We start from the raw sequence: 22,091 nt of genomic DNA on the forward strand, positions 1-22,091 counted from the left end.
AACATTGGAGCCCCCATGTCGACGACGACCATTCGCCTGGAAGACGACTTGAAGGAACGCGTGAGCGAAGCCGCCGCGCGGGCCGGCAAGACGGCGCATGCCTTCATCCGCGATGCCATTGCCGAGTCGGTCGAGCAGGCGGAATTCGATGCGGAGATGGACAGGATCTGCGAGGAGCGTTGGACTGAGTTCCTGAAGACTGGCGAAGCCGTCAGCCTTGACGAAGCCAAGGCGTACTTCGATGCCAAGGTTGCCGGTAAGCCGGCGGTACTGCCGAAGCCTCGCAAGATTCTCGAATGACGCGTGTCGAGCTTGGGCGCGGTGCAATTGACGATCTGGATCGCATCACGGACTTTCTGATGGCGCACGATGCTGACAACGCCATCGAGCGCAAAGACGAGTTGCTCGATGCGCTGCGTGTGCTGACTTACGCGCCAGAAATCGGACGCCGTGCCGGCACCGGCACGCGTGAACTGGTCGTCGGCCGCGCTGCACGAGGTTACGTCGTCCGCTACCGATACATGCCGCGCGCTGATGTGGCCGTTGTAATCTCGATTCGCCACCAGCGCGAATCGCGCTAAGACCCGAAACATGCGCATCGAAATCGAACCCGGCGTCCGCCTCTTCGTCGACATTGAGGGCCTGGGCCATGAGCCCGTCGGCCCCGAACTGCGCGAGAAGCCAACCCTCATCCTCATCCATGGCGGCCCGGGTTTCGACCATACCGCCTTCCGGCCCTTCTTCAGCCGCTTCACCGATCTCTGCCAGGTCGTCTACTTCGACCAGCGCGGCCATGGCCGCAGCGACCCGCGGCCGGCGGATGAGTGGGTGCTGGACGTCTTCGCCGACGACATCGTGCGGCTGTGCGACGCACTGGGCGTCGTCAAGCCCATCGTGCTGGGCCAGAGCTTCGGCGGCTTTGTCGCGCAGCGCTATCTGGCCCGCCACCCGGAGCACCCGGGCAAGGTCGTGCTGTCCAGCACCTCGCATCACTTCGGGCTGGAGCGCAAGATCGAGCGCTTCGGTGCGCTCGGCGGGCCGGACGCCGCGGCCGCCACGCGCGAGTTCTGGGAGAACCCCGGCCCGGCCAGCTGGGCCGTGTATGAAAAGGTCTGCCGCCGCCTCTACAACACGCAGCTCAAGAACCCGAACGCCGGCGGCTGGATGATGTTCAAGCCGGAGATCCTGTTCGCCCACACCCGCACCGAGCTGCGCGACATGGACCTTCGCCCGGGCCTCGCGAATGTGCAGTGCCCGGTGCTGGTCATGGCCGGCGAGCAGGACCCGGTCACGCCGCCGCAGGACGCCGAAGAGATCGTTGCCGCGCTACCGGCGCAATGGGTGCAGTTCGAGCGCTTTGCCAACGTGGGCCATGGCGCCTGGCGCGATGACCCGGAAGCGGCCGAACGCGTGTTGCGCGCCTTTCTGTCGCCGCGTGGCCAGGTTGCCAGCGAGCCGGGCTTACCGGCGCCCTGAGCAGTGACCGGCGCCAGCCGGCGCACCCCCCGCAGCCCCGGGCCGGCGCCGCGCGGACATTGCTCGACAATGCCCTTTCCGCCTTCTTCGCGCCGCATGACCGCATCGATCCTCCTCGCCCATGTCTGAGCTCACCCCCAGCCAGTGGAGCCTGCTTCCCGACGAGCCCGAGGAGGTGCTGGCGCCCGACCCGCTGGCGCTTGCCGCTTCGGCCGCGTTGCGCAGCCGTGACGGCCACTTCTATGAGCTGACCGGCCAGGTCAACCAGCCCGGCGAGCCCCAGGGCGGCCTCACCGAGCGCTGGCGTCGTTTCTTCGCGGCCGGCGGTGCGGCGGGTTGGCAGGAGCTCAGCGCCAAGGCCCTGCGGGTGCAGCGCCGCGTGCTGGAGGACGGTGCCAGCTACAACGTGCACAGCGATGCCCCACCGCTGCCCGGCCAGGACGAGAGAGAGGGTGCGCCGCTGGCCCGCCACTGGCCGCTGGAACTGCTGCCCATGCTCATCGAGCCGGACGAATGGCGCCATATCGAGGCCGGCATCGCCCAGCGCTCGCGCCTGCTCAACGCCGTCATGGCCGACACCTACGGGGAGCGCAAGCTGTTGAGCGAAGGCCTGCTGCCCGCGTCACTGGTGCTGGCCCACCCGCAATACCTGCGCGGCATGCATGGAGCCAAGCCGGCCGCTGGCGTTCACCTGCATGTGCTGGCCTTCGACCTGACGCGTTGCGCCGACGGCCATTGGTGGGTGGTCGGCCAGCGCACGCAGGCGGCGTCGGGCCTGGGCTATGTGCTCGAGAACCGCCTCATCATTGCCCAGCAGTTCCCCGAAGCCTTCCGGCAGATGGCCGTGCAGCGCCTGGCGGCGAGCTACCGCGACTTCATCCAGACCCTGACCCAGCTGTCACCCGCCGGCGAGCGCAGCCGCGTCGCGCTGCTGACACCGGGGCCGCGCAACGAGACCTATTTCGAGCAGGCCTTCCTGGCGCGTTATCTCGGCATCACCCTCGTCGAAGGCGCCGACCTGACGGTGCGCGCGGACAAGGTCTATCTCAAGACCCTGGCCGGCCTGGAGCGCGTGCATGTGCTGCTGCGCCGCGTTGATGACACCTGGCTGGACCCGCTGGAGCTGCGCCCCGACTCCATCCTTGGCGTGCCGGGGTTGCTGCAGGCAGCGCGTGCCGGCGAAGTCGTCATCGCCAATGCGCCGGGCGCGGGCTGGCTGGAGAGCCCGGGCCTGTCCGCCTTCTGGCCTGGCGTGGCCGAGAGCCTGCTGGGCGAGGACCTGACGCTGCCAGCCATCCAGAGCTGGTGGTGCGGCGAGGACAGCGCCTGGCGCAGACTGCGCCCGCGGCTGGCGGAGTTTGTCGTCGTGCCGACCTTCTCGGCCAGCAGCACGACGCGCAGCTTCTCGCCCATCGTCGCCGCGGAACTGACCGACGAGCAGCTCTGGGAGCTGGCCGAGCGTATCGACGCCGACCCCACCGCCTACACCTTGCAGGCCCGCGTCAAGCCCACCAAGCAGCCGGTCTGGACACGCGGCGCGCTGGAGCCGCGCGTGGCCGTGCTGCGCGTCTTCGCGATGACCGACGGCCAGGGCGGCTGGAAGGTGCTGCCCGGCGGCCTGGCGCGCGTGGCGCCCAAGCGCGACCCGCTGGCCGATGCCTGGCTGTCCATCCAGCGCGGCAGCTTGAGCGCCGACACCTGGGTCATGACCGACGGCGAGGTCGACCCGACGACGCTGCTGGCCCAGCCGCTGCAGGCCGCCGACCTGCGCGACGTGCACTGGACGGTGACCAGCCGCGCCGCCGAGAACCTGTTCTGGCTGGGCCGCTACACCGAGCGTGCCGAGAACAGCGCCCGGCTGGCGCGTCATGTCATCGAGGCCAGCGTCATGGTGCAGCGCGGCGCGATGCCGCCGCCCATGCTGCCGCTGCTGGACGCGCTGGCGCGCCGCCATGGCCTTGTCGGCGCCAAGGCGCCCGCGGCCGAGGACGACCCGCGTGGTTTCGAGCGTGCGATCCTGACGGCCCTGCTGCCGGCGTCCGGCGAGACCAGCGTCGGCTGGAACCTGCGTGCGCTGCAGTCCTGCGCCCAGGCGCTGCGCGAGCGCCTGTCGCCCGAGGCCTGGCGCCTCATCCACGAAACAGCCGCCCAGTTCGAGCAGCATCTGCGCGCTGTGCTGGACCGCCCCGGTCCGGGCACGCCGGTGACCGATGTGCTCAATGTGCTGGCGCGCGCCGACACCCACCTGGCCGCCATCACCGGCGCCCAGACCGACCGCATGACGCGCGATGACGGCTGGCGGCTGCTGTCCATCGGCCGCCAGATCGAGCGCCTGTCCTTCCATGCCGAGGTGCTGGCCGAGACCTTCGAGCATGGCTTGGCGCTGACCGAGGACGGCTTCGGCCTGCTGCTGGGCGTGTTCGACTCGACCATCACCTACCGTGCCCAGTTCCAGGCGCGCCGCGAGGCACCGCCATTGCTGCACCTGCTGGTGCACGACACCGACAACCCGCGGTCGCTGGCCTGGGTGGCGCGCACGCTGCGCGACCGCTTCGCCAAGCTGGCCCGCCACGATCCCGGCTGGGCCGCCGACATCGCTGCCGAGCTGCCCGTGCCCGAGGCCTGGCCGCTGGCCGAACTGGCGGCGTCAGGGCCGGCCCTTGTCGAGCATCTGACGCGCGCGGCGGCCCAGGCGGGCGAGTTGTCCAGCCTGATCAGCCAGCGTTATTTCGCGCATGTGCTCGGCGCAGAACAGCGAGTCTGGCAATGACAGGCATCCGGCTCGCCGTCCATCACGTCACCGAGTACACCTACGACGACTCGGTGGAATGGGCCTATCACGCCGCCTGCCTGGCGCCGCGCCACACGCCCTGGCAAAAGGTCAGCGACTGGCGGCTCAACATCGACCCGTTGCCGGACGGCTGGGGCGTCGAGGGGCTGGAGCTGGACACGGGCGAGCTGGCCCGGCATCTGCGCCGCGACCCCTGGGGCAACCAGCATCTGAGCTTTGGCCATGCGCGCGTGCATGAACGCCTCGTCGTCGACAGCCGCTTCGAGGTGGAGCTCAGCGACCGCCCGGTGCCCGAGCCCGGCCGCGGCCAGGCCTGGGAGGCCGTTGCGGCCGGCCTGCGCTACCGCGCTGGCCGTGCGCTGCAGGAGGCCGACGAGTTCGCGCTCGCCTCCAACTACGCCGCACCCGACGAGACGCTGCGCGCCTATGCGCGCCGCGCCTTTTCGCCCGGCCGCACGCTGGCCGCCGGCGGCCTGTCGCTGATGCACCAGATCCACACCGACCTGCGCTATCTGCCGCAGAGCACGACGGTGGCGACCCGCGCCGCCGACGCGCTGGCCCTGCGCAGCGGCGTCTGCCAGGACTTCGCCCACGTCTTCATCGCCGCCTGCCGCTCACTGGGCCTGGCGGCGCGCTATGTGAGCGGCTATCTGCTGACACGCCCGCCCGAGGGCGTGACCAAACTTGTCGGCGCGGATGCCTCGCATGCCTGGGTTGAACTGTGGTGCCCCGAGCAGGGCTGGCTGGCCCTGGATCCGACCAATGCCGTGCCTGCGGGCCTGGACCACGTCACGCTGGCCTGGGGCCGCGACTATGCCGACGTGGCGCCGCTGCGCGGCGTGCTGCGCGGCGGCGGCGTGGCGACACTGGGCGTGAGCGTCAGCGTGGAGCCGGTGGCCGACTGAGCGGCGTCAGCTCCGCAGCAGCGGCAGCACCGACACCACCATCAGCGTCGCCGCGCCCCAGTTGAAGGCCTGCAGCGCGCGTGGCCGGTGCAGCCAGCGGCGCATCTGCTCGCCCAGCAGGGCCCATGAGCCGCAGCAGGGCAGGTTGACGAGAACGAAGACGGCGGTCAGCGCCGCAATGCCGAGTTCGCCATAGGCCGTCACGGCCGTCAGCGCCATGGCCCAGGCCTTGGGGTTGACGACCTGGAACAGCGCCGCAGCGCCAAAGCCCATGGGTCGGCCCTGACCGCCGCCTTGGGCGGTCGGTGGCGCGGCGCGGGCAATCTTGACAGCGAGGTAGAGCAGATAGGCCAGGCTTGCCCACTTCAGCACCTCATGCAGGCCGGGGTAGTGCGTGAACACCTCGCCCAGCCCCAGGCCGACGAGCACCAGCATGACGCCGAAGCCGAAGCTGATGCCCAGCAGATGCGGCAGGCTGCGCCGCCAGCCGAAGTTGGTGCCCGAGGCCAGCAGCATCAGGTTGTTGGGTCCGGGCGTGATGGACATGACGAAGGCGAAGCCGGTGAGGGCGGCCAGGGTGCTGAGGGTGGTTTCCATGGCGCGCAACTCTAGGCAGGTCGGCGTCGAATGGGCTTGCGTTTTGCAGTGCCGCCGGCCGGTCTTGTGCAATCATCTGCGGCCATGGATGCCATCGACGAGAAGATCTTGCGCGAACTGGTCAAGGACGGGCGCCTGACCAATGCCGAGCTGGCCCAGCGCATCGCGCTCAGCCCGTCGGCCTGCCTGCGGCGCGTGCAGGAGCTGGAGAGAGTGGGCGTCATCAAGGGCTACCGCGCCGTGCTGGACCCGGCGCGGCTGGGCCTGGGTTTCGTGGCCTACGTGGCCATCGGCCTGTCGCGCCACACGCTGGACGAGCAGCTGAGCTTCGAGCAGGCGATGAAGGACTGCCTGGTTGTGCGCGAGTGTCACAACGTGACCGGTGCCTTCGAGTACCTGCTGCGTGTGGAGGTGGCCGACCTGCCGGCCTACAAGCGCTTCCATGCCGACGTGCTGGGCGGCCTGCCCCAGGTCAGCATGATCACGAGCTTCATCGTCATGGACTCGCCCAAAGACGAGCGCGCGTGATGGCTCTTGCGGGCCGAGCGCCGGGCCGCCCCTAGCCGGCCCGCCGAGGGCGATGTGCTTGCGGCTCAATGCCGCAAGCATCGCCGTCCCCTTGGGGGACCGGTCAGGCTGGCCGGCGTTCAGCCAGGCCGGACTGGACGAGGGGCTTCAACGCTTGACTTTTCCGTCGCCCGTGAGCATCGACAGCTCCACGAAGCTGGAGCCGGTGTGCTTGGTGGGCGAGAAGTTCAGGTGATAGCCGCGTGACTCGTAGCCGGACAAGGTCTCCAGCGCGGCGATCAGTGCTTCGCGGGTGGGCCGGCCGCCCAAACGGCGCAGGGCATCGACGATGACGCGCGCCGCGACATAGCCTTCCATGCTCGTGTAGTTGGGCTCGGCCTTGGCGTCGAGCTTGCGCAGGGCCTGCTGGTAGTCGTTGACGAGGCCGACCGCGGTGCCGAAGGGCGACGGCATGACCTGCGAGACGACGATGCCGGCGGCGTCCTTGCCGAGCTCATCGGCCAGGGCCTGCGTGCCGACGAAGGACACGTTGTAGAACTGGCCGAAATAGCCTGCCTTGCGGGCCTCGCGGATGAAGGCGGCGCAGCTCTTGTACGCGCTGATCTGCACGATCGCCTCGGCCTGTGCCGGCACGAGGGTCTTGATGGCCGCAGCCACGTCGACACTGTTGCGCTCCACCGTCGCAACGGCCACCGGCTGCAGGCCACGTTTTTCCAGCGCGCGAAGCACGCCCTTCAGACCGGCCTGGCCATAGGCGTCGTTCTGGTGGAAGACGGCGATCTTCTTCAGGTCGAGCTGGGTCAGCTGTTTGACGATCAGCTCGGTCTCGTCGTAGTAGGACGCGCGGATGTGGAAAACCAGCTTGTTGAACGGGTCGCGCAGCGCCTCGGCGCCGGTGAAGGGGGCGATGAAGGGAATCTTGGCGGCCGTCGCCAGCGGCAGCGCCGCCACCGACGTGGGCGTGCCCACATAGCCGAACAAGGCGAAGACATCCTCCTGGATGAACTTCTCGGTGTTGGCCTTGCAGCGCGCGGGTTCGTAGCCGTCGTCCAGCGTCTTCAGCACGATGGGCAGGCCGCCCACGCCGCCGCTGGTGTTGACGGCATCGAAATAGGCCTTGGCGCCGAGTTGCATCTGCAGGCCGAGCTGGGCGGCGGGGCCGGTCAGCGGCACGGACTGGCCGAGCACGATGGCGCGGCGTTCCTGGGCGCGAGCAGATGTGGCCGGCAGCGCAAGGCTGGCCAGGGCGAGATGGGCTTGGCGGCGGGTCAGCATGGGCGCGAATCATGCCCCAAGCCGGGGGCAGCTGTTACAACCGATCGGCGCACAGTGCCCGCCGGGCGTGAATACGCCCCGGCGGAAACGTTTGCTAACTTGTGCGTGCGCGAGCGCGGCCGGCGCGCTTGTTGGCGAACATGGCCTCGTCGGCGAAGCGCATCAGCGCATCCGCCGTCTGGCCATCCACCGGGAAGTGGGCCAGGCCCAGGCTGCTGCCCACGGCCACCTGCTCGCCCGAGCCCAGCGTGATCGGCTGGGATAGAGCGTCCAGCAGCCGGTTCAGCACCGGTTCGGCGTCGGCCGGCACCAGGGTCGGCGTCAGCAGCACGACGAATTCGTCGCCACCCAGGCGGGCCACCGTGTCGCTGGCGCGCAGGCCGGTGTGCAGGCGGGCGGCCACGGCCTTGAGCACTTCGTCGCCGGCGTCGTGGCCATGGCTGTCATTGATCTGCTTGAAGCCGTTCAGGTCGAGATAAGCCAGCGCAAAGACATGGCCGCTGCGCTCGGCGGCGGCAATGGCCTGCTTGAGCCGGTCGCCCAGCAGCAGGCGGTTGGGCAGGCCGGTCAATGCGTCGTGCAGGGCCGCGCGCTCCATGCGCGCCTCGTGGGCCTTGCTCTGCGTGATGTCGACCATCATCCACAGCGACTCGCCACCCCGTTCGCTGGATACGGCGGGCAGCTCGACGCCGGCCAGGTCCACCCAGATCAACGAGCCGTCCTTGCGCCGCATCTGCAGCTGGGTGCGAAAGCGACCGCCGGCCTTGAGCTGTGGATAGGCCAGCGCACCCAGGGTCTCGTAGGCGGTGTCGTCGACATAAAGCTGGCGCACCGGCGCACCGAGGAGTTCGCCCTCGGCGTAGCCGAACATGCGCTCCAGCGCCTGGTTGCGCCAGACGGTCACGCGGTCCCGCAGCTTGACGATGCCGACCAGATCGCTCTCCAGCATGGCCTCCTGGTCCAGCGTCAACTGGTGCAACTGCTGGCGGATGCGATGGGTCTCGCTGATGTCGAACATCACGGAGCGGCTGCGCAGGTAGTTGCCGTTGGCGTCGTAGACGGCCGTGGCCGACAGGCTGACGCGGCGGGCTTCGCCCTGGCGGCCCTTGACGCTGAACTCCAACTCCGAGATGCGCCCTTCGCGCATAAAGCGGGGGAAGGCCTGGCTGAACAGCAGGCGGCCCTCGGCATCGAAGAAGTCCGCCGGGCTGGCCTGGCCGATCAGCTCTTCGGCCGTGCAGCCCAGCCAGCTCAGGCCCAGGGCGTTGATCTGCAGGAAGCGCCCGTTCTCGTCCAGCGCGTAGTAGGCACAGGGCGCGTTGTCATAGAGATCCTGCAGGCTCTGGCGCGCCTCGTCGGCCTGGGCCTGGAGCTGCTTGCGGGCCGTGATGTCGGACTCGATGACCATGAAGCCCGTCAGCGCACCCTCGGCGTCGTGCAGGGGCTGGACCTCGACGTCCACCCAGTAGTCGCGGCCGTCCTTGGCGCGGCGTATCAGCTCGACCTTGCAGCCCAGTCCAACGCTCATGGCCTCGCGCATGCCGTGCACCGTGTCTTCGTTGGTCAGCTCGGAGTGCAGCAGGTCGCTCGGCCGCTTGCCCACGGCTTCCGCACTGGTGAAGCCGCTGAGCCGCGTGAAACCGTCGTTGACCCAGTTGATGCGGCGATCCGTGTCGGTGATCAAGACGGCATTGGTCGTGTGGCTGGCCACCATGGCCAGGCGCGCCAGGTCGGCGGTCATGCCGCGCGCCATCTCCTCGGCGCGTGTGCGGCCGGCGGCCAGCAGATAGACCGTCACCGCCAGCAGCAGGCTCAGCAGCGCACCGCCCAGTTCCAGGCCCAGGCCCGACAGGCCCAGCAGCCGCATGGACGCCTCGCGGGTCAGCGCCGTATCGAGCATGAACTCGCGGCCGGCGACCGTGAAGCGCAACGAATCGGCCGTCGGCGCGTCGCTCAGCTCGTAGTCGGCCGCCTCGGCCGGCGTCAGCGCCTGGCCCGCGCGTGTCGCCAGCAGGGGCTGAAACTCGGCGTCCGTCGTCCGGACGGACAACTTCAGGTCCAGCAGCGACGACGCCGGCTCTGCCACGCCGCGCAGCAGGTCGCCCGCCACCAGCGGCGCATACAGCAAGCCGAGCAGCGCCTTACGGCGTTCGGCCGGCGTGCCGGGGTCATGCCCCTGCAGATAGACCGGCACGAGCAGCAGGAAACCGGTGCCCTTCAGCGGGTCCTGCACCAGGCGCACGGGGCCGGAAAGAGTCGCCTCGCCGCTGTCGATGGCCTGTTCGATGGCCTGGCGGCGCACCGGGTTAGCGCCGGAGTCGATGCCCCAGGCCGAGAAGTTGTGCGAGAACGGCGAAATCTGCGTGACGACGTAGAGCGTCGGGTCCTGGCCTGAGCCATGCACGCGGAATTCGGTGCCCCCCTCGCGCTGGCGGGCCGCGACGAAGGCGGCCAGGTCGCGGCGCGCCACCCTCTCGATGAAGCCGAAACCACGCACGCCGGGGAACTCGCGGGGCAAGTCGCGCGACTCGACATAGGCGTCAAAGGCCGCGCGGCTGAACTTGCCCTCCAGCGCCGCCAGCGCGCCGCGGGCGCCCTTGAGGCCATAGACCGGCATGGTCAGCCGCTTCACGACATCGGCCTGCAGCCGCTCAACCTGGCGTTCCTGCAGGCCGCGCGCCTCGGCGCCGGCGCGCTGCTGCTGCCAGATGACGGCGCCCGCTGTCAAAGCCAGGCCGATGGACAGCACGGCCGCGGCCGCCACCCATGCAGCCGTGCTGACCTTCTCTGACCCGGTATAGCCGTCTCCGATGCGCAAGCCTTGACTCTTTTGTGGCGCGGCATGCTGCCTGCGTGGCGATTGAAGCATGTCCGGTCCGCGCCGTCAGCCCCATGGCGGGGCCGCCCGAGCACAATGCCAGCCATGAATATCTTCCTCATTCAGGCCCGCGCCAACCGCCTCGCCAACCGCCGCCTGCTGAGTGCGCTGGCAGCGCTGTCCGATGTCGATTTCCACGCCCCGCGCACCAGCTTCTTCCCCAGCCTGGCGCTGACGGCCAATCACATCCTCAATGTGGACCATTACTACCTTGCCGCCCTGCAGGGTGACGCAGCCATGCGCCACATCTGGGCCAGTTATGTGCCGGCGCAGACGGCGGCCGAGCTGGCGGCGCGGCAGGACGAAAGCGACGAGAAGCTGGTGGCGTTCTGCTCAGGCTTACAGCCGGGCGACGAGGAGCGCATCGTCGCCTTCGACCGCGGCGCCGGTATCGAGAACGGGCCGCGCGAGCCGGTGGGGCGGGTGCTGGCGCACCTCTTCATGCACCAGACCCACCATCGGGGGCAGGTGCATGCGATGCTGGCCGGCACGGCGGTGAAGCCGCCGCAGCTGGATGACTTCATCATGCTGGGCGATGACAAGCATCGTGTGGCGGACATGGCGGAGCTGGGTTGGGCCGAGCCGGTGTGACGATCGAAGCTCTGTATCGAGGTGCGTCATGCAGGCTCCTTCCGCCGCCGAACTCGCCCGTCTTGGCCACCAGTTGCTGCTGCTAGAGCGAGAACGCCTGGTTGATGAGTTGCTGGCGTCATTGAACGAGCCAGCTGCCCGCGAGTTGGACGACGCCTGGGATGCTGAGATCGAACGGCGTCTCGCTGCCTTTGATCGTGGCGAGGCGCAGAGCCTGTCCGCGGATGAAGTGTTCGCCAAGGCTCGTGCGCTGGCCAGGTAATACTGGAAATCTCGATCTGGTTGATTGATCAAAGCTCCGCCACACCCTTGACCCGCACCGGCATCGCCACCGGCTGCACCGCAACCTCGACCGTGCGGCCATGAAAGCGGTCCAGCAGTGCCTGCCACTGCTTCTGTACCGCGACGACGTTGGCGTGCTTCACGTGGCCATAGCCGCGGATCTTTTCGGGCAGGCGGGCCAGTTCGACCGCGGTGTTCAGGTTGTCGGCAGTCAGTGAGGCCAGGATCTCATCGACCAGCTTCTCGTAGTCGGTGATGAGCTGGCGCTCCATGCGGCGCTCCCCGGTCTTGCCGAAGATGTCCAGCACGCCGCCGCGCAGGCCCTTGAGCTTGGCCAACCACTTGAAGGCCGTGAAGGTCCACGAACCCAGCTCGATCTTCCTGGCGCGGCCGTCGGCGCCGGGCCTGGAGATCAGCGGCGGGGCGAGGTGGAAGGACAGGCGCTCCCAGTTCTCGAACTGGTCCTTCATCGCCTTCTCGAAGCGGCCGTCGGTGTACAGGCGCGCCACCTCGTACTCGTCCTTGATGGCCAGCAGCTTGGCGTAGTAGCGGGCCACGGCCTGGGTCAGGCGCTGGCCTTTGCCGAGCTTGGACTCGGCGGCGCGAACGCGGTCGACGAGGGCACGGTAGCGCTGGGCATAGGCGGCGTCCTGGTAGTCGGTCAGGAACTGGGCGCGCCGCTCGATCAGGCCGTCTGGGCCGTCGGGCTGGTCGAAGTTGAAGAGCTTCACCACATTGACATCGCCGGCCAGGCGCGCAATGGCGTCCGGTGCGGCGATGGCCAGGCGGCCCAGCGCAAAGGCAGTCTTGTTGGCCTCGGCGGCGACGCCGTTCAGCTCGATGGCGCGCATCAGCGCCGCCTCGCTGACGGGGATCAGGCCGCGCTGCCAGCAGGCGCCGAGCATGATGATGTTGCTGGGCAGGGTGTCGCCCATCAGGCGCTGCGAGATGTCCTGCGCATCGATGGTGCTGAGCTCGCCCTGCTCGCCGACCGCGAACTTCATCTTGGCCAGCAGCGAGTCGCCCTGCAGCGATGCATCCGGGTTGCGCACAAAGCCGGCCGTGGGCAGTTCATGCGTGTTGGCCAGGATGACGGTGCGGCCGGCCTTCACCGTGCCCAGCGCATCGGGCGAGGCGCCCACCACCATGTCGCAGGCCAGCAGCACGTCGGCCTGCTGGGTGTCGATACGCACCTGGTTCAGCAGGTCCAGCGTTGGTGCCACGCGCACGAAGCTCAGCACCGCGCCACCCTTCTGCGCAAAGCCCATGAAGTCCAGCACCGAGGCCTGCTTGCCTTCCAGGTGGGTGGCCATGGAGACCAGCGCGCCGACGGTGACGACGCCCGTGCCGCCGACGCCCGTGACCAGCAGATCAAACGGGCCCGTCCACTGCCAGGGCGCGGGCGGCGTGATGGCGGCAAGTTCGCGCGCCAGGTCTTGCGCCGTGTAGCTGCCGCCGGCCTTCTTCTTCAGCACCGGTTCGTGCACCGAGACAAAGCTCGGGCAGAAGCCGTTCACGCAGGAGAAGTCCTTGTTGCAGCTGCTCTGCTCGATGGCGCGCTTGCGGCCCCAGTCGGTCTCCACCGGCACCACGGACAGGCAGTTCGATGCGACCCCGCAGTCGCCGCAGCCCTCGCAGACGGCCTCGTTGATGAAGATGCGGCGCGGCGGGTCCGGGAATTCCTTCTTCTTGCGGCGACGGCGCTTCTCGGCGGCGCAGGTCTGGTCGTAGATCAGCACCGTCACGCCTTCGATCTCGCGCAGTTCGCGCTGAACGGCATCCAGCTCGCCGCGGTCGTGGAAGGTCGTGCCGGCCGGGAACAGGCCGTGGTGGCCGTCGTATTTGCCGATCTCGTCGGACACGACCACGAGGCGCTTGACCCCCTCGGCCTCCACCTGGCGCGCGATCTGCGGCACGCTGGTCTGGCCGTCCACCGGCTGGCCTCCGGTCATCGCGACGGCGTCGTTGTAGAGGATCTTGTAGGTGATGTTGGTCTTGGCCGCGATGGCCTGGCGGATGGCCAGGTAGCCCGAGTGGTAGTAGGTGCCGTCGCCCAGGTTCTGAAAGACGTGCTTCTCGTTCGTGAAGCGGCTTTGCGCGGCCCAGTCCACGCCCTCGGCGCCCATCTGGATCAGGCCGGAGGTGCCGCGCTCCATCCAGCTCGCCATGAAGTGGCAGCCGATGCCCGCTAGCGCCCGCGAACCCTCGGGCAGCTTGGTGGACGTGTTGTGCGGGCAGCCCGAGCAGAAATAGGGCTGGCGGCGCACCGCGTCGGCGGCGTTGCTCAGCAGTTGCGGTGTCAGGAAGTCGACGACCAGGTGGCGGCGGTCCAGCGCCGGGTTCAGCCGCGCCAGCCAGTCGGCCACCGTGCCCATGATGCGGCTGGGGCGCAGCTCGCCCAGGGCGTTCAGCACCGCGCAGCCATGTTCATCCGTCTTGCCGACGACGCGCGGGCGCTGGAAGTCGGGCAGGTGGTAGAGCAGCTCCTTGATCTGGCGTTCGACGACCGGGCCCTTCTCCTCGATGACCAGCACGTCGGTCAGGTTGGAACAGAACTCGGTGATGCGCGTCGGCTCCAGCGGGAATACGAGGCCGACCTTGTAGACCCGCACGCCGGCCGCGGCCAGGGCGTTGGGGTCGAGGTCCAGGCGCCGCAGCACCTCCATGAAGTCGTAGTGCGCCTTGCCCACCGTCACGATGCCCAAAGTAGCCGCCGGGCTGGTGACGATGTGCTTGTCGATGCTGTTGACCTTGGCAAAGGCCTTCACCGCCTCGATCTTGTGCGCAAGGCGCGACTCCAACTCCAGCGAGGGCAGGTCGACCGAGCGGATGTGCAGATTGGTCGGCGCCGTGTAGTCGACGGGCTGAGTGAAGTCCAGCGCCACCGCGTCCAGGTCCACCGTCATGCCGCTCTCGACAACCTCGGAGATGGCCTTGAAGCCGACCCAGGCGCCCGAGAAGCGCGACAGCGCCCAGCCATAGAGGCCGAACTCCAGGTACTCGGCCACATTGGCCGGGTGCACCAGCGGCATGCTCCAGGCCTGCAGCGCCTGGTCGCTCTGGTGCGGCGTGCTGCTGGACACGCAGCCATGGTCGTCACCGCAGACGACCAGCACGCCGCCCTGCGTGCTCGTGCCGTAGACGTTGCCGTGCTTGAGCGCATCGCCCGAGCGGTCCACGCCGGGGCCCTTGCCGTACCACATCGCAAACACCCCATCGACGGTGCGCTGCGCATCCAGCGCCACCCGCTGCACGCCCAGGCAAGCCGTCGCGGCGAGGTCTTCGTTGATGGCGGGCAGGAACTCGATGTGGGCCTTCTCGAGGAACTTCTTGGCCTTCCACAGCTGCTGGTCCACCATGCCCAGCGGCGAGCCGCGGTAGCCGGAGACGAAGCCGGCCGTCTTCAGCCCGGCGCGCTCGTCCTGGGCTTTCTGCGCGAGCAGCAGCCGCACCAGGGCCTGCGTGCCGGTCAGGAAGACGGCGCCGCTGTTGGCGGCGAGGTTGTCGCTGAGCTGGTAGGGGCGCAGGCTGGGCTTGACAGAGGTGTCGGACATCGGATCTCCTAAGGCGGGAAATTCTTCCCTCCATACGCCGGAAGAACTTGCCTCAATGCCGGGTTGCGGCGGGCCGAATGAGATGATTCTTCTCCAAAGAGGCTATTTAACGAAACGCCCCCACGCCCGCGTTGCTGGCTGCCCCCCGAGGGGGCGCGTCAGTGGCTTCGGGCGGCCGGGCACCACTGACATGGAAACAAACGAGTTCGACCGGGCCAGCCTGCAGATCCTTGAGGCGTTGCAGCTTGACGCGCGCCTGTCGACCCAGGCCCTGGCCGAGAAGGTGGGCCTGTCGGCCACGCCGGTGTGGCGGCGCGTCAAGGAGATGGAGGAGCGCGGCGTCATCCGCGGCCAGGTCGTGCTGGTGGACCGCGAGAAGATCGGCCTGTCCATCCTCGTGCTGGCCAATGTCAGCCTGGTGCGGCACAGCGAAGGCGCGGTGGAGCAGTTCGAACGCCTGGTGGGCACGCGACGCGAGATCATCGAATGCCATGCCATCACCGGCGAGGCCGACTACGTCATCAAGGTTGTTGCGGCCGACATGAAGGCCTATGACCTCTTCCTGCAGCAGCACATCTTCAAGCTGCCGGGCGTGAGCAGCGTACGCAGCAACGTCGTGCTGCGCGAGGTCAAGTACGAGACGGCCCTGCCGGTGGGCTGACCGCCCCGCAACAGGCTGGGCGTGATCGATTGCAGCCATAGACGCTCTTCGCCCTGCTTTGCGAATCCGTCTCGACGGCACGCACTCTGGCGGCGCTGGCCCAGTCCGATGCGGCGATGCAGCGCGTCAAGCTGGTGCGTCGGCAATGGAGCTGAGAACAGCCAGCGCCGCCTCGAAATCCAGCCGGTCCAGCGCGTGGCGCAGCCGCTCGAAGCCGGCCTCGCCGCAGGCCGCGCGCAGTGCCGGGGCGAGGGGCCGGAACTGGTCCAGGGCGGCCAGGTCATGCGCCTGCAGGGCCTGCTTCAAGCGCACCAGCGCCTGCGCATCCAGCGGGCGGGCCGCGGCGGTCGCCGGGCCGGGCTGGCGACCTTGCAGCCAGGGTCGGGCCTGCGCCGCCAGTGCCGACAGGCGCTGCGCCACTTCGGCCAGCGCGGCCTGGAAGTCCTGTCCGGCGCGGGCCTGGACTTCGCCACGCTGGGCTGCCTGGCGCAGGGCCGCAGCCGCCAGCAAGCCGGCGCTGCCGCCCAGCTTGTGCAGGCGAGCGGCGGCACGCGTGGCGTCGAGAGGCGCCGATGCCATCAGATCGCCGAACTCGTCGAGCAGGCGCTCCAGCAGCCGGGCGAAGAAGTCCAGGTCGCCCTGCATGCGCTGGCTGGCCTCGTCGCTGTCGATGCCGTCCAGCGCCGGCCAGGCCTCGCCCGCCGGGCTCTCTGCGGCGCGGGCGGCCACCGGCAGGCGCCGGCCCTGCATGCGTTCGACCTGCTCGCGCAGCTGCTGCACGAGGCCGGCCGGATCAAAGGGCTTGCTGATGAAGCTGTTCATGCCGGCGTCCAGCGCGCGTTGGCGCTCGCTGAGCAGGGCGCCGGCAGTCAGCGCCAGGATGGGGAGCTCGCGCAGGCCGAGTTCGGTGCGGATGCTGCGCGCGGCGGCCAAGCCGTCGAGCACCGGCATCTGCACGTCCATCAGCACCGCGTCGAAGCCCCTCGGCTCGGCGCGCAGCCGCGCGACGGCGGCGGCCCCGTCCTGGGCCAGCGTGACGATCGCGCCCTCCTGCTCCAGGATGCGCCGGGCCACCTCGAGGTTGATGTCACTGTCGTCGGCCACCAGCACGCGCACGCCGGGCAGGCGCTGCACGGCTGTGGCGCTGGGGCCGCTGGCCAGCAGCGGCTGCGTAGTGCCGCGCGCGGCCAGCGCCGCCTGTACGGCGTCGAAAAGGGCCGACACATCGGCTGGCAGGCGCAGCTGCCCCACGCCGGCACCGCGACTCATCAACACGCAGGGCAGGGCGGCCAGGCGTTCCTGCAAGACGCGCTGCCCGGCCGAGGGAAGGGTCTGCAACAGGCGGTGGTCGAGCAGCACCAGGTCGGGTGCGGCGCGGCCCAGGCGCTCCATCAGCGCCGCGGCGGCGTCCAGCGGTTCGGCCTGCCAGCCAAGGTCGGCACACAGGCGCTGCAGCGCGTCGCGCTGGGTGGCATCGTCGCTGGCCAGCAGCAGCGTCAGCGGGCGGATGGCCGGGCCCGGGCCGGCCGCGGGCTCGAAGGGCAGGCGCACGATGAAGCGCGTGCCGGCGCCGGGGCTGCTGCTGACGCCGACCTGGCCGCCCATCAGCTCGCACAGCTGCTTGACGATGGACAGACCCAGGCCCGTGCCGCCGTAGCGGCGCGACGTGGAGCTGTCGGCCTGGGTGAAGGGCGTGAAGATGCGCGACAGCGCCTCGGCCGGAATGCCAATGCCGCTGTCCTGCACGGCAATCTCGAGCTGCAGCGGCTGGGCACCGGCGTCGGCGCAGCGCGCGCTCAAGGCGACCTTGCCCTCGGACGTGAACTTGATGGCGTTGGAGACGAGGTTGCTGACGACCTGGCGCAGCCGCGCCGCGTCGCCGAGCAGAAGCGGTGGCAGGCCTGCGTCCAATTCGAGATTGAGCGCGATGCGCTTGGACTCGGCTTGCGACTGGAACAGGCTGGTGACATCGCGCAGCAGGGCACGCGGGTCGAAGGGCGTGGCTTCCATGACCATCTCGCCGGCCTCGATCTTGGACAGGTCCAGCACCGCGTTGATGACGTCCAGCAGCGAGCGGCTGGCGCTGCTGACCTTGGCCAGCAGGTCGCGCTGGGCGGCGTCCAGCGGCGTGCGTTCGAGCAGGAAGGTCAGGCCCATGACGGCGTTCATGGGCGTGCGGATCTCGTGGCTCATATTGGCCAGGAAGTCGCTCTTGGCCGCGTTGGCCGCGTCGGCCGCCTGCATCGCGCGGCGCAGGGCGTCGGCATCGGCGCGGCGCTCGGTGATGTCCTGCACGGCGCCGACAAGACGGACGACGCGGCCGGCCTCGCGGCCTTCTTCTCGTTCGGTGGCGCCGACGGAATGCAGCCAGCGCAGCCGACCGTCCGGGGCCAGCAGCTCCAGCTCCAGGTCCCAGCCCTCGCCGGTGCGAGCGGCCGTGGCCATGGCCTGGCGCAGCTTCTGCTCGGAGTCGGGCATGAAGCCGCGCAAGACCGCCTCGCTGTCCGGCTCGGTGCCGTCCGGCAACTGGTGGATGGCGTGGGTCTGGCCCGTCCAGCTCAGCCGGCCGCTGTCCACATCCAGCTCCCAGCCGCCGACGCCCGCCATCTGGCCGGCGCGCTCCAGAAAGGCCTCGTTGCGTGCAAGCTGGCGGTTGCTGTCGCGCAGGGCCGTGTCGCGCTGCTGCAGGGCGGCCGTCATGGCGTCCAGGGCCTGCGACAGCTGGCCGAGCTCGTCCTTGTCTGCCAAGCCGCTGCGGGCAGCCAGGTCACCGCCTTCGACGGCCTTGGCCACGCTGCGCAGCTTGTCGATGGGCGCGAGCACGCGCTTGAGCAGCAGGCCGGCCAGCAGCAGCGTCAGCGTCAGCAGCGTGGCCTGCGTGGCGACCGCCAGCCAGCGCTGGCGCACGGCGTCGCGGCGGCGCGACTCGACGAGGTCGCGCGACAGCTCGAAGGCGCCGTCGCTGACGCGGCGCGTTTCGTTGACCAGCTGGTCGGTCAGCATCTCGCGGCGGGCGACACCATCGGCATCGACGGCTGCCGACTGCGAGGCCTGGCGCAGCGCGGCGAAGACCTGCGGCAGGCCGCGGGCCGTGTCCTGCAGGTCGCCGACCTGCTCGGCGCTGGCCGCGTCCGCGCCGGCGTAGTTGGCCAGCGCCTGGCTCAGGCGCTGGTGCACGAGGTTCCACTGCCGGGCGGCGCGTTCGCTGTGGTACAGGCCGTAGTCCTGGGTCAGCACCAGCAGGCCGGCGGCGTCGCGCGCAATGACCTCGACCGTCGTGCGCTGCGCGTCATTGCGCTCGGAGGCTTCGCGCTCGATGGCGATGCTCGTCAGCCGCGTGCCAACGACCAGCAGCGCCGCGATCACGCAGGTCATCAGGGCGGGGCGCAGGCGCATCAATGACTCCGCGGATATTTGGGTTCGGCGGGCCGAGCGCCGGGCCGTTCCCTAGCCGGCCCGCTCTGGCGATGTGCATGCGGCTCGACGCCGCATGCATCGCCGTCCCCCAGGGGGACCGACTGGACACGCCCGCGTTCAGCGAGGCGGGGGCGGTCGAGGGGCACCATCATTACTTGACTATCGTCATCGAGCGCGGATCCAGCGCGCGCAGCGGCTCGACGCGCATCAGCTCGAGATAGTCCGGCACGGCCTTGTTCTCCACCAGGCCTTCGCGCACCGCCCAGCGCGACTCGGCCTCCAGTGTCGACAGCAGGTTCTGGTCGAGGCCGAGGTGGAACTCATAACCGTCAAGCTGGGCGGCGGCATTGCGGGCGCCGACCTTCCAGCGTGCCCCGAGCAGCTCGTGGGCGCGGCCCGGTTGGTTGTTGAGGAGGGCCACGCCGCGTTGTGCCGCCTTGAGCATGCGCAGCAGCGTGGCCTGGCTGAGCCCGGGCTGGGCAACGAGGTTGACCATGACGGTGTAGGGCCGCAGTGTCGACAACTGCACGCCCTTGGGGCCGAGCTGCTGCAGCGCCTGGGGGCCCGCGGGGCGGTAGAGGCCGGCCGCGTCCACCTCGCCGCGCAGCAGCGGCTCGGCGCCGCGATCGGGGTCGATGAAAACGAGGTTGACCGAGTCGCGCGGCACGCCATTGACGAGCAGGAAGACGTTGGTGAAGTAGTGGGCGCTCGTGCCGCGCACGACGCCGATGCGCTTGCCGGCGAGATCGGCGGGCGTGCGGATGCCGCGATCAGTGCGCCCCACCAGTGCCGTGTCGCGGGGCGTTGTGCCGAAGGTGGCGACGATCTCGAAGCGGTGGCCGGCATGCAGGGCGAACACCATGGGCGTGTCGGCCACCGTCGCGATCTGGGCCTCGCCGTCGGTGAGGTGTTTGAGGCAGCGCCGGCCGTTGATGCAGCCGATGATCTGCACGTCCAGGCCCTCGGCCGCGAAGAAGCCCTCCTGCGCGGCCAGCTGCAGCGGCGCGAACAGCGTCGAGTCGCCAATGGCGATGACCAGGGGAGCAGCCGGAACCGCGAACGTGGTCGCAGCGAGCAACAGGCCGGCGAGCCAGCGGCGCAGTGTGGATGGGGCACAGGAAGTCAGGGACATGTCGGGTCCTGGTCTGGCGCAGTGTGTGGGCCGCCGAGCCGCGGCTGGCGCTCAAGCGTGGGCATGGGCCTCGCTGGCTTCGCCGATGCGACCGCGGCCGGCCGCCTTTGCGGCATAGAGGCCGCGGTCGGCCGCTTCGACGAGGGACTCGCCACGTGTCAGCACGACGCTGGCGTCCAGATCCGGCCGGGCTGCGGCCCAGCCGACCGAGACACTGACGAGGCAGCTCGGTGTCGCATCGGCATGCGCCAGCGCCAGGTCGGCCACGGCGTTGACGATGCGCTGGGCCATGGCACGCGCGCCGGCCGCGTCGGTCTGCGGCAGCAGCACGGCGAACTCCTCGCCGCCGTAGCGCGCGGCGAGGTCCGCCGGGCGGCGGATGCAGCCGCGGATGGCGGCGGCGATCTCGCGCAGGCAGGCGTCGCCGGCCACATGGCCGTAGCGGTCGTTGTAGCGCTTGAAGTGGTCGACGTCGATCAACAGCAGGGCCAGGCTCTCGTGGCCGCGGCGGGCGCGCTCGCATTCCAGGCGCAGGTCCTGGTCGAAACGGCGGCGGTTGGCCAGGCCGGTCAGGCCGTCGGTCAGGGCCGAGGCGCGCAGCGCGTCGCCCAGGGCCTTCAAGCGCAGCTGGGTGCGGGCGCGCGCGACGACGACCTCGGCCACCGGCGGCTTGCGGATGAAGTCGGAGGCGCCAGCCGCGAAACCAGCCACCTCGACGGCGACCTCGGTGTGGCCGGTGATGATGATGACGGGCACATCGGCCAGCCGCGGGTCGGCACGCAGCGCGGCACAGACCTCGAAGCCCGAGAGGCCGGGCATCTCGGCGTCGACGAGGACGAGGTCGGGCGGGCTCTCACGCGCCAGGCGCAGCCCGTCCTCGCCGGACAGCGCGAAGCGCAGTTCGCCCAGGCCGTTGAGCATGCGCGCCAGCACCTGCACGCTGGCGGCGTCGTCGTCGACCAGCAGCAGGCTGTGGCGCGTGTCCAGCTGGGTGGGCCAGCTGTCGGGAGCGGGCAGCTTCATGTTGCGAGCGGCGGCTCGTGGCCGTCGGCAGTCGCAGCGCACACGTGGACACGGCCTGGACCGGCCTCGAGCGCCGCGGCCAGCGCGGCGGCGGCGGCCACGCTCGGGTCGCCTTCGCTGGCCAGCAGCCCGATGCCGATGGCCAGGGTCAGTTCGGCATCACCGGCCAGCGCTTGCTGCAGGCGTGCGGCCAGCGCCGCGGCGCCGGCGGCCGTGGTGTCGGGCAGCAGCAGCGCAAAGACTTCGTCGCCGTGGCGCGCGACCAGGTCGCCGGGCCGCTGCAGCGCCTGCTGGGCCAGGCCGGCGACATGACGCAGCGCGTTGTCGGCGGCGCCTTGGCCATGGCGCTTGCGGTAGGCCGCCAGGCCTTCGAGGCCGGCCAGCAGCAGGGCCAGCGGCTGTCCGCTGCGGCGGGCGCGGCGGCATTCCAGGTCCAGCTCGTCGTCGAACTGGGCGCGTTCGGCCAGGCCGGTCAGCGTATCGCGGCGGGCCAGGCGCAGCAGGCGCTGGGCGGTGCGATGCAGGCGCAATTGCATGGCGACGCGGGCGCGCAGGGCCGGGCCGGCGACGGGCTTGGCGACGAAGTCGGCCGCGCCGAGCTCGAACACGGCAGCCTCGACGCTGGCGCCGGTGTGCTGGGTGACGAAGATGACGGGCACCTCGGCCAGCAGCCGGTCGGCCTTGAGCTGGCGGCAGACCTCGAAGCCGTCGATGCCGGGCATCTCGGCGTCCAGCAGCACCAGCTCGGGCTGCCAGCTCCGCGCGATGGCCAGGGCCTGGGCGCCGTCGGTGGCGAAGCGCAGCTGGCTGTAGCCCGACAGCAGCCGGCCGAGCATCTGGATCATGCCGGGGTCGTCATCGACGAGCAGCACGCGGGCATCCGCCAGGGCCGGCAACAGGCTGTCGAGCCGGCTGGCCAGCGGGCTGGGCGCGGCGGGGTGGAGAGGGCTGGGGAGGGTCAAAGGCATGGCGCGGCCCATT

General features: G+C 69.9%; 17 protein-coding genes. 9 read left to right on the forward strand and 8 right to left on the reverse strand.

Annotated elements, in window-relative coordinates:
- Positions 1 to 15: 15 nt before the first annotated feature.
- The 5 genes from ACXJLH_RS05530 (at position 16) to ACXJLH_RS05550 (ending at position 5,172) form a co-directional block, all read left to right on the forward strand.
- The gene (locus tag ACXJLH_RS05530) at positions 16 to 300 is read left to right on the forward strand and encodes a DUF6290 family protein (protein WP_056202746.1); all 285 of its coding nucleotides are present in this window, start codon (positions 16 to 18) and stop codon (positions 298 to 300) included.
- Positions 297 to 581, forward strand: coding sequence for a type II toxin-antitoxin system RelE/ParE family toxin (locus ACXJLH_RS05535; protein WP_457442827.1), 285 nt, complete (start codon positions 297 to 299; stop codon positions 579 to 581). The genes ACXJLH_RS05530 and ACXJLH_RS05535 overlap by 4 nt, the downstream gene beginning before the upstream one ends.
- 10 nt (positions 582 to 591) lie before the next feature.
- Positions 592 to 1,476 (forward strand): alpha/beta fold hydrolase, encoded by an 885-nt coding sequence (locus ACXJLH_RS05540; protein ID WP_056202750.1) that lies wholly within the window; start codon positions 592 to 594, stop codon positions 1,474 to 1,476.
- Positions 1,477 to 1,597: 121 nt separating this feature from the next.
- A complete protein-coding gene (locus ACXJLH_RS05545) occupies positions 1,598 to 4,246 on the forward strand; it encodes a circularly permuted type 2 ATP-grasp protein (RefSeq protein WP_457389915.1) in 2,649 nt (882 codons plus the stop codon).
- Positions 4,243 to 5,172 carry a transglutaminase family protein gene (locus tag ACXJLH_RS05550; protein WP_457442829.1) on the forward strand — a complete coding sequence of 310 codons (930 nt, stop codon included), beginning with the start codon at positions 4,243 to 4,245 and terminating at the stop codon, positions 5,170 to 5,172. The genes ACXJLH_RS05545 and ACXJLH_RS05550 overlap by 4 nt, the downstream gene beginning before the upstream one ends.
- A gap of 6 nt (positions 5,173 to 5,178) precedes the next feature.
- Here the strand turns inward: ACXJLH_RS05550 and ACXJLH_RS05555 are convergent, their stop codons facing one another.
- The gene (locus ACXJLH_RS05555) at positions 5,179 to 5,769 is read right to left on the reverse strand and encodes a LysE family translocator (RefSeq protein WP_457442831.1); all 591 of its coding nucleotides are present in this window, start codon (positions 5,767 to 5,769) and stop codon (positions 5,179 to 5,181) included.
- 84 nt (positions 5,770 to 5,853) lie between these two features.
- Between ACXJLH_RS05555 and ACXJLH_RS05560 the strand changes: the two genes are divergently transcribed.
- Positions 5,854 to 6,297 (forward strand): Lrp/AsnC family transcriptional regulator, encoded by a 444-nt coding sequence (locus ACXJLH_RS05560; protein ID WP_457442833.1) that lies wholly within the window; start codon positions 5,854 to 5,856, stop codon positions 6,295 to 6,297.
- A 147-nt stretch (positions 6,298 to 6,444) separates the two neighbouring features.
- Here ACXJLH_RS05560 and ACXJLH_RS05565 read toward each other — a convergent pair whose 3' ends face one another.
- Together ACXJLH_RS05565 and ACXJLH_RS05570 are read right to left on the reverse strand one after the other, a co-directional pair.
- A complete protein-coding gene (locus ACXJLH_RS05565; protein ID WP_056202770.1) occupies positions 6,445 to 7,572 on the reverse strand; it encodes an ABC transporter substrate-binding protein in 1,128 nt (375 codons plus the stop codon).
- Between the two features lie 94 nt (positions 7,573 to 7,666).
- A complete protein-coding gene (locus tag ACXJLH_RS05570) occupies positions 7,667 to 10,390 on the reverse strand; it encodes a CHASE domain-containing protein (RefSeq protein WP_457442835.1) in 2,724 nt (907 codons plus the stop codon).
- Positions 10,391 to 10,495: 105 nt separating this feature from the next.
- Between ACXJLH_RS05570 and ACXJLH_RS05575 the strand changes: the two genes are divergently transcribed.
- Complete coding sequence (locus ACXJLH_RS05575; RefSeq protein ID WP_457442837.1) at positions 10,496 to 11,041, forward strand: DinB family protein; 546 nt, start codon at positions 10,496 to 10,498, stop codon at positions 11,039 to 11,041.
- A 28-nt stretch (positions 11,042 to 11,069) separates the two neighbouring features.
- Positions 11,070 to 11,303, forward strand: a complete 234-nt coding sequence (locus ACXJLH_RS05580; RefSeq protein ID WP_457442839.1) for an addiction module protein — start codon at positions 11,070 to 11,072, stop codon at positions 11,301 to 11,303.
- Positions 11,304 to 11,331: 28 nt separating this feature from the next.
- Here ACXJLH_RS05580 and ACXJLH_RS05585 read toward each other — a convergent pair whose 3' ends face one another.
- Positions 11,332 to 14,877 (reverse strand): indolepyruvate ferredoxin oxidoreductase family protein, encoded by a 3,546-nt coding sequence (locus tag ACXJLH_RS05585; RefSeq protein WP_457442841.1) that lies wholly within the window; start codon positions 14,875 to 14,877, stop codon positions 11,332 to 11,334.
- Between the two features lie 190 nt (positions 14,878 to 15,067).
- Between ACXJLH_RS05585 and ACXJLH_RS05590 the strand changes: the two genes are divergently transcribed.
- Entirely contained in the window at positions 15,068 to 15,538 is a 471-nt protein-coding gene (locus ACXJLH_RS05590) for an Lrp/AsnC family transcriptional regulator (RefSeq protein ID WP_056202791.1), read from the forward strand.
- Between the two features lie 126 nt (positions 15,539 to 15,664).
- Here the strand turns inward: ACXJLH_RS05590 and ACXJLH_RS05595 are convergent, their stop codons facing one another.
- The 4 genes from ACXJLH_RS05595 to ACXJLH_RS05610 all read right to left on the reverse strand — a co-directional run bounded on the left by ACXJLH_RS05595 (position 15,665) and on the right by ACXJLH_RS05610 (position 22,078).
- Positions 15,665 to 18,934: an ATP-binding protein gene (locus tag ACXJLH_RS05595; protein WP_457442843.1), complete on the reverse strand. Its 3,270-nt coding sequence runs from the start codon at positions 18,932 to 18,934 to the stop codon at positions 15,665 to 15,667.
- A 172-nt stretch (positions 18,935 to 19,106) separates the two neighbouring features.
- Complete coding sequence (locus ACXJLH_RS05600) at positions 19,107 to 20,087, reverse strand: ABC transporter substrate-binding protein (protein ID WP_457320072.1); 981 nt, start codon at positions 20,085 to 20,087, stop codon at positions 19,107 to 19,109.
- Between the two features lie 51 nt (positions 20,088 to 20,138).
- A complete protein-coding gene (locus ACXJLH_RS05605) occupies positions 20,139 to 21,110 on the reverse strand; it encodes a diguanylate cyclase domain-containing protein (RefSeq protein WP_457442846.1) in 972 nt (323 codons plus the stop codon).
- Positions 21,107 to 22,078: a response regulator gene (locus ACXJLH_RS05610; RefSeq protein ID WP_457442848.1), complete on the reverse strand. Its 972-nt coding sequence runs from the start codon at positions 22,076 to 22,078 to the stop codon at positions 21,107 to 21,109. Before ACXJLH_RS05610 ends, ACXJLH_RS05605 begins: the two co-directional genes overlap by 4 nt.
- Positions 22,079 to 22,091 lie beyond the last annotated feature (13 nt).

This window comes from Roseateles sp. P5_E4 (assembly GCF_054049255.1).